The organism is Pseudomonas sp. PDM25 (assembly GCF_019219045.1).
GTDB lineage: Bacteria > Pseudomonadota > Gammaproteobacteria > Pseudomonadales > Pseudomonadaceae > Aquipseudomonas.
This window is the reverse complement of the sequence record NZ_JAHUWL010000019.1, coordinates 128,104-138,178: the sequence shown is the minus strand read 5'-3', so window position 1 is coordinate 138,178 and position 10,075 is coordinate 128,104. Positions and strand designations below refer to the sequence as shown.

Below are 10,075 nucleotides of genomic sequence, written 5' to 3'. Positions count from 1 at the left end.
GCGCCGCCAGTGAAAAGGCGGCGTTCGAACTGGCCTCGCTGATCGCCCTGCTGAAAGACGACATCAGTTCCAACGCCTACGGGGTGCTGCGCCAGGTCCGCGAGCATACAAGCGATATCCGTTTTCATCGGCGGCCGCTGCACCTGCATCGGCTGTCGCTGATGGGGTTCAAGTTGCACGGTGTGGTGTTGTTCAGCGCCGAGGGCGATGCGGGCCTGATCCAGGCGGCGGTGGAGGCCCTGGCCCCTGACGTGCGGGCTTCCTGGCTCGACTGGTCGAGCGTGTTGTCGGTGATGTCACCGGGCCTCGACCTGGACAAGTTCAAACTGCTGCAGGCGTTTTTCGCCAATGGCCCGGCCGGGGTCAGCGAAGAGATGCTGCGCCAGCGCGACATTTACCGGCAAAGTCGCTTGAGCGGCCCGGTGATTGCCTATGTGCCGGACGACCCGCAGCACCCGCTGAAAGAGTACGCCTCGCTGGCGGATTTCATGAAAACGCTGATCAGCCAACTGCGCGAGCCGGACTATCAGGCGTTCTTCAGCCGCTTCGTGGCGCACAAGGACCAGGGCCGGTTCTTTGCCCGGGTCCGCGAGCGCCTGAGCCGGATCACCTGGCAGCAGCGCGAGCCGCTGGACATGGGGCCCTGGTGGCGGGAAACCGCGGTGGAGAACCCGAATGCCGAACCCGTCACCAACCGACTGTCGGGTGAACTGTGGCCGCAGCTGTATCGGCTCAAGCGCGACAAGGCGCTCAGCGACGCGCGCGCGATTGCCGTCCCGACCGGCGATGAGGACGCCGCCACGCGCTGGAAGCGCCTGAGCAGCTACCTGGACATCGGCTGGAACGTCTTCAACTTTGCCGCGATGCTGGTGCCGGGGCTGGGCGAAGCCATGCTGGCGCTGATGGTGGCGCAGATGGCCGAAGAGTTGCTGGAAGGCATCGAAGACTGGAGCAAGGGCGACCGCGACGAGGCGTCGGCGCACATCAACGGGGTCATCATCAACTTTGCGCAACTGGCCCTGATGAGCGCCGGGCACGTCATCCCGCAGGCGGCCCGGATCCCGATCACCCCCAGTCCGCTGATCGACAACCTCAAACCGGTGGAGCTGCCCACGGGCAAGACCCGCCTGTGGAAACCGGACCTGACGCCGTACGAGCATCCGGTGACGCTGCCGACCGAGGCCAAACCCGATGACCTGGGGCTGTATCGACACAACGATCAGCAATGGCTGCGCCTGGAACAAAAGCATTACCAGGTGCGCCAGGACCCGGCGACGGGCGAGCATCGCCTGCAACATCCGACCCGGCCCAACGCTTATCAACCGGCGGTGGAGCATAACGGCGCCGGCGCCTGGAAAGCTGAAACCGAGCAACCGCTGGCTTGGGACACGACTCGCCTGATGCGTCGACTGGACGACTCTTTGGAGGATTACTCGGCCGCCACCCTGGCCAAAATCCAGAAGGTGAGTGGCGTTGAAGAGGGCGTGTTGCGCCGGCTGCATGCCGAGCATGAAACGCCGCCAGCGCTGCTGCGCGACACCCTCAAGCGCTTCAATACCTACGCCGACGCGGAACGCTATCCCGAGCAAATCCTGGCGAATCAGGTGCCGGAGGAGATGTCCGGTTTTCTGCCGGCGACTCTGGTCGAGCTGCCACGCTGGCCGGAGTCCCGAGCCCTGGAAGTGTTCGAAGGCGATGATAGCACCGGGGCATCCGTCAAACATGGCAACAGCATGGCCGCTGAGCCGCAGACCATCAAAATCAGCCGCTCGGAGGTGGTGGCCGGGAAACTGCCTGAGCGAGTGATTGACTCCCTGAACCCGACCGAGCTGCGGGAAATGCTTGGCCAGCAGGTCGCCAATGACACGCCCTCACGGATCGACGCGCTGCGCAGCCGATTGGCCATGCAGGCGCGCAAACAACACAAGCGCCTGTTCGACGCGCTATACAAGAGCCGCGATGTGTCCGACAGCGCGCAGGTGCGTTTGCTGGTGGACGATTACCCGCAACTGCCCGGCAGCGTTGCGCAAGAATTACTCGACAACGCCGAGCCCGCCGACCTGAAACACCTGGCCGAGAAACAGCGCCTGCCGCTGCGTTTGCGCCAGCAGACACGCCGGGCGCAGGAGCGCGTGCGCTTGAACCGGGCGTATGAAGGGCTCTACCTCGATGAACTGGAAAGTACCGATACTCGCCGGCTCGAACTGGCCACGCTGGCCAGCCTGCCCGGATGGTCGACGCAAGTCCGGATCGAAATTCGTCATTTGGGATTTTCCGGGGATCTGCTCGCAAGCGTAGGGGCGGCGGATGCGCCGATCCGCAAAGTATTGGTGCTGGGTGAGGATGGTCGTTATCAGGCGCGGGGCGCGGAGGACCAGCACCTGCACGGTACCGACGATCTCTACGCCTCGGTGTTGCATGCCCTGCCGGATACCGAACGAAACGCATTGGGTTATGACATTCACGAAAGTGCACGGCTCAAGGGTGCGGTGCGGCGTTCACCACTCAGCCACGAGCAATTCGAACCGATCCTGCTTGAGCAGCCGATTCGTAAACCGGTGTACGACTCGCAAACCATGCGCTTGCCAGGCGGCATGTTGGGGTATTTGCGTGAACTCGCCGGCGGGCGTGGGGAGCAAAGTTCCCAGGCGCGGATCAGAAAACTCTACCCCGCTTTCACGGAGGAAGAATCCACTGCGTTGCTGGAGCGTTTCAACCAACAAGGGATTCCGGTCGATATGCAGCTCGAAGAGCTTGAACTTGAGTTCGAACGGTTGAGTTCAACGCTGAAGCGATGGGTGAATTCGCCGACCCGGGATTTTCGTTTGAGTCCCAGTGGCGTCGGGGAGTGGAATGCCAGGAATCAATTCGCCCGAAAAATCAGGCAGTGCTGGCAGCGTACCGGGCCAAAACAGTTTGACTCGCTCGGCAATGTGGTTGGGCAGAAGCTCGACCTGAGCAGCTTTCCGCTGAACCTGCATTTCAAAAAAATGCCGGCGCTGGAGGGCAATTTCGACCATGTCACGTACCTGAAACTATATAACGCCGGTATTACCGATGCGGAACAGTCCTTTCTAAAGCCGTTTCGCAAGGTGCGAGCCCTGGACCTTGGTCGCAATAAACTGACCACTTTGCCGCGACACATCGCCGACATGCCGCACCTCAATTTCCTCGAACTCACGGGAAACCGGATTGTACTGAAGCCCGCCGATGTCGAAATGCTCGGCCGTTGCACGAAGCTGCAAACACTGGCGCTGGCCGGCAATCCGTTGAGTCTGCTGCCGAACATCGGTCGCATGCCCGACCTGCACACACTGCTTCTGTACGACACCGGAGCGACCACTTGGCCGCCGGGGCTGTTCGACCTTCCGCGCCCCCGGCATATCTATCTGGACCTGCAGCGCAACCTGCTCACACACATACCCGAAGTCACGTCAGGTTCGGTCGACGCGGAGTTGCTGGCACGTACGTTGCTCAGCCGCCAACCGCCCTTTATGTCCCCCGAAAACCTGGAGCTGCTCAAGGAATACATCAGGTCAACAGGACTGGACCCTGACCGCCCGTATCCACCCCGGGGCGTGCGTGACACCCTGGACTGGCAGCAAGGTATTACCTTTGACGAGTGGGTAGAGAAACAAAAGCTCTGGGATGCGCTTGAAGACGAGTTCAACTCGACCGGTTTCTTCGACGAGATCAGGCGCCTGACCCAATCGGCGGACTTCACCGCCGGTGGCGCCTATCGAACCGATCTGACGGCCAAGATGTGGCGGATGATCGAGACCATGGCCAGGGACGCTGAACTGCGCACGAAGTTTTTCACCGAAGCTTCGATGCGCACCCAATGCGTGGATGGCGCGACCCAGCTATTCAATGTTCTGGGGGTTGATGTGCTGGTCCAGGAAGCCCTTGAACTGGGCAACCCCAGTTTGACTGAAGCGCAGTTGATCGAGTTGGCCAGGGGTAAGAGCCGCCTGGATGAAATCGAGCGAGTCGCCCGTCGCCATATCATCGACCGCGAGGCCGCGGGTGAACGTTTTCGACGTGTCGACGGCCAAGGCAATGTCAGCGGAACCATTGACGAGGTCGAGGTTCACCTCGCGTTCATGACGGACCTGGCAGAACGGCTTGACCTGCCCTGGCAGGCGCGTGGAATGCAGTTTCGCCAGATCGCGGGCGTTACCGGCGAAATGATCGAAAACGCCTATCAGCGGGTCTTGGGGCTGGAGGAGGGTGATCTGCTGCGTGATTCGATTGCCGAGCAGCCATTTTGGCGGACTTATGTGCAGCGTTCGAATCGCGCACGTTTCAGGGCGTTTGATCGCAAGACGGTAGCGACGACCGAGTTCAAGGTTGCTCTTGACGAACGAGCCTCCCGCACGGACCTGACACTGGAAGAGCGAGAGAAGCTGAAGGAAGAAATAAGGATACTGGCCGCCGAACTCGGTAAACCTGAAAGTGCCTTTGCGCCGGGGCAAGTCGTGACCGATGAAGCGTTTGCCGCCGAGCTTGACCTGATCAAGGCGGAGCGTGAAACCCTTCTCAAACAACTGACTCAACAAGCCATGGACCGGGCAAAACTGCAACGGGTTGAACCTCCGCTCTTTACGGTGGACACCAATAGCTGACCAGCTGCTGGCTGAAACCCCGCTTCAAGAAACGGGTGATACAACAGAAAAACCCTGAGTGTGTGTTGGCGCACTCAGGGTTTTTTCTTGTGCCTTGAACCTTCAGAACAGGAAATAGCGCTGCGCCATGGGCAGCACATCCGCCGGTTCACACCACAGCAGAACCCCGTCGGCCTTGACCTGATAAGTCTGCGGATCGACGTCGATGTTCGGCAGGTAATCGTTGTGGATCAGGTCGGTTTTCTGCACCTCGCGACAGCCTTTGACCACGGCGATTTTCTTCTTCAAACCCAGCGCTTCGGGCAATCCGGCGTCTTGTGCCGCCTGGCTGATGAAGGTCAGGCTGGTGGCATGCAATGAGCCGCCGTAGCTGGCGAACATCGGGCGGTAGTGCACCGGTTGCGGTGTGGGGATCGACGCGTTCGCATCGCCCATCAGGCTGGCGGCGATGGCGCCACCCTTGAGGATCAGCGTCGGTTTGACGCCGAAAAACGCCGGACGCCAGAGCACCAGGTCGGCCCATTTGCCCACTTCCACCGAACCCACTTCATGGCTGATGCCGTGGGTGATTGCCGGGTTGATCGTGTACTTGGCGATGTAGCGTTTGGCGCGGAAGTTGTCGTTGCCTTCACCATCACCGGGCAACGGGCCGCGCTGTTTTTTCATCTTGTCGGCGGTCTGCCAGGTGCGGGTGATCACCTCGCCAACGCGGCCCATGGCCTGGCTGTCGGAGCTGATCATCGAGAACGCACCGAGGTCGTGGAGGATGTCTTCGGCGGCGATGGTTTCGCGACGGATGCGGCTTTCAGCGAAGGCCACGTCTTCGGCAATGCTTGGGTCCAGGTGATGGCAGACCATCAGCATGTCGAGGTGTTCGTCGATGGTGTTGCGGGTGAACGGCCGGGTCGGGTTGGTGGAACTCGGCAGCACGTTGGCAAAGCCGCAGGCCTTGATGATGTCCGGCGCATGCCCGCCGCCCGCACCCTCGGTGTGATAGGTGTGGATGGTGCGGCCCTTGAACGCGGCGAGGGTGGTTTCGACGAAACCGGACTCGTTGAGGGTGTCGGTGTGGATGGCCACTTGTACATCGTACTGGTCGGCGACGTTCAGGCAGTTGTCGATGCTGGCCGGGGTGGTGCCCCAGTCTTCGTGCAACTTGAGGCCGATGGCACCGGCCTTGACCTGTTCGATCAACGGCTCCGGCAGGCTGGCGTTGCCCTTGCCGGTGAAGCCAATGTTCATCGGGAACGCATCGGCGGCCTGGAGCATGCGCGCCAGGTGCCACGGGCCGGACGTGCAGGTGGTTGCATTGGTGCCCGTGGCCGGGCCGGTGCCGCCGCCGATCATGGTGGTGACGCCGCTCATCAAGGCTTCTTCGATCTGCTGCGGGCAGATGAAATGGATGTGCGTGTCGATGCCGCCCGCGGTAAGGATCATGCCTTCACCGGCGATGACTTCGGTGCTGGCGCCGACGGCGATGGTCACGTTCGGCTGGATGTCCGGGTTGCCGGCCTTGCCGATGGCGGCGATGCGCCCGTCCTTGAGGCCGACATCGGCCTTGACGATGCCCCAGTGGTCGATGATCAGCGCGTTGGTGATCAGCGTATCCACGACCTCTGCAGCGAGCAATTGGCTTTGACCCTGGCCGTCGCGGATGACTTTGCCGCCGCCGAATTTCACTTCTTCACCGTAGGTGGTGAAGTCTTTCTCGACTTCGATCCACAGCTCAGTGTCGGCCAGACGGACCTTGTCACCGACGGTGGGGCCGAACATGTCGGCGTAGGCCTGACGGGAAATCTTCATTCGTTCGCCTTGAGATTCAATTGAATTTGAGACTGTTCGCTTCGCTCACAGATTCGCGAGCAAGCCCGCTCCCACAGTTGACCGCATTCCCCTGTGGGAGCGGGCTTGCTCGCGAAGGGGCCAGCGCAGACACCGCATTACTTACAGGTCACCCATGATCCGCCCGGCAAACCCGAACACCCGGCGATGCCCGGCCAGGTCTACCAACTCGACCTCGCGGCTCTGCCCCGGCTCGAAGCGCACGGCGGTGCCCGCGGGGATGTTCAGGCGCATGCCGCGGCTGGCGGCGCGGTCGAAGGTCAGGGCGTCGTTGGTTTCGAAGAAGTGGTAATGCGAGCCAACCTGGATCGGCCGGTCGCCGCTGTTGGCCACCTTCAGGCTGACGGTGCGGCGGCCCACGTTGAGTTCGATATCACCGGGCTGGATCTGGTATTCACCGGGAATCATCAATGGGCTCCTTGGAGAATCTTGTAGTAGAGGGCGGTCGGTTTGTACTGGCCGCTCGGGTCGCAGGCATAGTCGGGAATTTGACCGGCCTTGGTGTAACCCAGGGCTTTGTAGAAGTCTTCGGCGGGGGAGCCGGCCTCGGTGTCGAGGTAGAGCATGCCGCGCTTGTGCTGAAGGGCGGCTTGTTCCAAAGCACTCATCAACTGTTGCCCCAGGCCGCGTCGACGGGCGTGTTCACGTACCAACATTTTTTGCACTTCAGCGCGGTTCAGGCCATTGGCTTTCTGACACAGGGTCAGCTGCACACTGGCCTGCACTTGCTCGTCCTTGACCACCACCCACAGCAGCACGTTGCCCTTGTTCAGGTTGTCCTGAACATCATCGAAATAGGCACGGGCCTGGGTGGCGTCCAGATCGGCCATGAACCCGACGCTGGCGCCATAGCCGACGGCGTCGAGCAGCAGATCAATCAAACCCTGACGATAGTGCGCAAAGCTTTCAACATTGACGCGGCGCAGTTGGGCGGCGTTCATGGCAAATTACTCCTTGTTGGCGGTCGGCGGCTCCGCGCCAGGATTGAGGGTCAGTTGCATAAAAGTCAGGTCCAGCCAGCGACCGAACTTGGTGCCCACCTGGGGCATTTGGCCGGTCGTCACGAAACCGGCTCGTTCATGCAGGCGAATAGAAGCGGCGTTACCGCTTTCGATGGCGGCGACCATCACATGTTTGTCGCAGCCTTTGGCGCGCTCGATCAACGCGGTCATCAATTGCGGGCCGAGACCATTGCCACGCTGATCGCTGCGCACGTAAACCGAATGCTCGACGGTGTGACGGAACCCGTCGAACGGCCGCCAGTCACCGAATGAAGCGTAGCCCAGCACCGTGTTGTCGCCGTCGACAATCACCAGAATCGGGTAGCCCTGGGATTGACGGGCGCTGAACCAGGCCTGGCGGTTACCCAAATCCACGGCCTGTTCGTTCCAGATGGCCGTGGTGTTGAGCACGGCGTCGTTGTAGATGTCGCGGATCGCCGGCAAGTCGGCGTGCGCTGCATCGCGGATGTGATAAATCATGGCGCGGCCTCAGGCGATCGGTTGGTGGACGGTGACCAGTTTGGTGCCGTCGGGAAAGGTCGCCTCGACCTGGATCTCCGGGATCATTTCCGGGATGCCTTCCATCACTTGTTCGCGGCTGAGCAGGGTGGTGCCGAAGTGCATCAACTCGGCCACGGTCTGGCCGTCGCGGGCGCCTTCGAGCAGCGCTGCGGAAATGAAGGCCATGGCTTCCGGGTAGTTGAGTTTCACGCCGCGCGCCAAACGCCGCTCGGCCACGAGGCCGGCGGTGAAGATCAGCAGCTTGTCTTTTTCGCGTGGGGTCAGGTCCATCGTTTGGAATCCATATCGGCAGATAAAAAAGGTATTCGGATCTGTAAACACGAAACCCCTGTGGGAGCGAGCCTGCTCGCGATGAGGTCGTCACATCCAGTGAAGATATTGGCTTTGAGACCGCCATCGCGAGCAGGCTCGCTCCCACAGAAAAGCAATTCAGGTGCTCCATATTCTGGGGGGGACGGCTTCGCGGCCGAGCAATGCCGGCCGAAGCAGTTGCCACAAATCAATCAGCCACCCCCTCGCCAACAACGCTTCACTGGCCAGGCAGCGGGCGAGTAAAAGCCCGGGCAACTGGGTCAGATCTCCGCGCACGTCATGGGGCAGCGAGCGGCATTTCTCCAGTAAATCGCTATCGATGTCGCCGGTCACCAACAGGGTCGCAAACACCGGCTGCCCATCCAGGCCAATCGGCGAATCCAGCAAACCATCGCCTCCGACAATGCGCTGGCGTTCATGCCAGAGCAACTGACCGTCGCGGCGGATGTCCAGCTGCGCCTGAAAATGCCCGAGGTCGAAACGCTCGCCGCTGGCCGGGCGACCCAGCGCCACAACATCCCAGTAAAACAATCGCGCATCGCCTTCCAGATCAATCGAGGTGCTGAGCTCAGCCTGAGCGGCGCTGAAGATAATGGTTTCCTGTGGCAGCCACTCCAGTGTCGCGCCGGTGGCTACTTTCAAGTCGAGCTTCTGATAAGCGGGCCCCGCCGCGCGATACCACTTGGCCGCGCCGGGGCTGGTGATTTGCGCCCAGGCATCACGGCCGACACTGGCCGAGATGTCCAGCCGATCGCCACCGGCAATCCCGCCCGGCGGGTGCACGATGATGTGCTGGCAAACCTCGGGTCCTTCGGCATACAGATGCTTCTGCACCCGCAGCGGGCCTTTGTGCCGGCGCTGAACCGGGCGCGTGCTGTCGCCGAATCGGGCGTAGCCGAGTTCCAGCTCGGCGTGCCAGCTCGGGGTAAATACGGCAGTGGGAACAGGTAAATTCATGATGTCTAATTATCGTCGGGACGCTACAGACTAGATCGTAACCAGACCGCGCACACCCTCGGCCTCCATATTTTCCCCGCGACCCTGTTGCACGATCTCACCCCGAGACATCACCAGGTACTGATCGGCCAGTTCGGCGGCGAAATCGTAGAACTGCTCCACCAGCAAAATCGCCATATCACCACGTGCCGCAAGCTTCTTGATCACCGCGCCGATTTCCTTGATCACCGAGGGCTGGATGCCTTCGGTGGGTTCGTCGAGAATCAGCAGGCGTGGACGGCTGGCCAACGCTCGGCCGATCGCCAATTGCTGCTGTTGGCCACCGGACAAGTCACCGCCGCGGCGCTGCTTCATCTGCAGCAGCACCGGAAACAGCTCGTAGATGAACGCCGGGACTTCCTTGGCTTCAGCGCCGGGGAATCGCGACAGGCCCATCAACAGGTTTTCTTCCACGGTCAGTCGGCCGAAAATTTCCCGACCCTGCGGCACGTAAGCGATCCCGGCATGAACCCGCTGGTGTGGCTTGAACGCGGTGATCGTTTTGCCTTCCCAGTTCACCGCGCCTTCTTTGGCCGGCAACAAACCCATCAGGCACTTGAGCAGGGTGGTCTTGCCCACACCGTTGCGCCCGAGCAGGCAGGTGACTTCACCGACCTTCACCTCAAACGTCAGGCCCCGCAGGATGTGACTACCGCCGTAATACTGGTGCAGCTTGTCGACTTGCAGCATGTTCCAGATCTCCTCAGATCCCCTGTGGGAGCGGGCTTGCTCGCGAATGCGGACTGGCATTCAACATATTCGCTGCCTGACACACCG

8 protein-coding genes are annotated in these 10,075 nt (G+C 61.2%); 1 reads left to right on the top strand and 7 read right to left on the bottom strand.

The features are described from left to right. The coding region (locus tag KW848_RS27495; RefSeq protein ID WP_218538671.1) for an NEL-type E3 ubiquitin ligase domain-containing protein at positions 1 to 4,625 on the top strand (4,625 nt) is incomplete at its 5' end. Between the two features lie 102 nt (positions 4,626 to 4,727). Here KW848_RS27495 and ureC read toward each other — a convergent pair. From ureC to urtE, 7 genes are all read right to left on the bottom strand, one after another. Further along, the gene (ureC, locus tag KW848_RS27490; protein ID WP_076028825.1) at positions 4,728 to 6,428 is read right to left on the bottom strand and encodes an urease subunit alpha; all 1,701 of its coding nucleotides are present in this window, start codon (positions 6,426 to 6,428) and stop codon (positions 4,728 to 4,730) included. A gap of 141 nt (positions 6,429 to 6,569) precedes the next feature. After that, positions 6,570 to 6,875, bottom strand: coding sequence for an urease subunit beta (locus KW848_RS27485; RefSeq protein ID WP_008146494.1), 306 nt, complete (start codon positions 6,873 to 6,875; stop codon positions 6,570 to 6,572). After that, positions 6,875 to 7,408, bottom strand: coding sequence for a GNAT family N-acetyltransferase (locus KW848_RS27480; protein ID WP_111449220.1), 534 nt, complete (start codon positions 7,406 to 7,408; stop codon positions 6,875 to 6,877). The genes KW848_RS27485 and KW848_RS27480 overlap by 1 nt, the downstream gene beginning before the upstream one ends. Before the next feature lie 6 nt (positions 7,409 to 7,414). Next, positions 7,415 to 7,948, bottom strand: a complete 534-nt coding sequence (locus KW848_RS27475) for a GNAT family N-acetyltransferase (RefSeq protein ID WP_218538670.1) — start codon at positions 7,946 to 7,948, stop codon at positions 7,415 to 7,417. 9 nt (positions 7,949 to 7,957) lie between these two features. Beyond that, on the bottom strand, positions 7,958 to 8,260 hold the full coding sequence (locus tag KW848_RS27470; RefSeq protein WP_218538669.1) for an urease subunit gamma: 303 nt from the start codon (positions 8,258 to 8,260) through the stop codon (positions 7,958 to 7,960). Positions 8,261 to 8,419: 159 nt separating this feature from the next. Continuing rightward, positions 8,420 to 9,259 carry an urease accessory protein UreD gene (locus KW848_RS27465; RefSeq protein WP_218538668.1) on the bottom strand — a complete coding sequence of 280 codons (840 nt, stop codon included), beginning with the start codon at positions 9,257 to 9,259 and terminating at the stop codon, positions 8,420 to 8,422. Between the two features lie 30 nt (positions 9,260 to 9,289). Continuing rightward, complete coding sequence (gene urtE / locus KW848_RS27460; RefSeq protein ID WP_218538667.1) at positions 9,290 to 9,988, bottom strand: urea ABC transporter ATP-binding subunit UrtE; 699 nt, start codon at positions 9,986 to 9,988, stop codon at positions 9,290 to 9,292. Between the last annotated feature and the right edge of the window lie 87 nt (positions 9,989 to 10,075).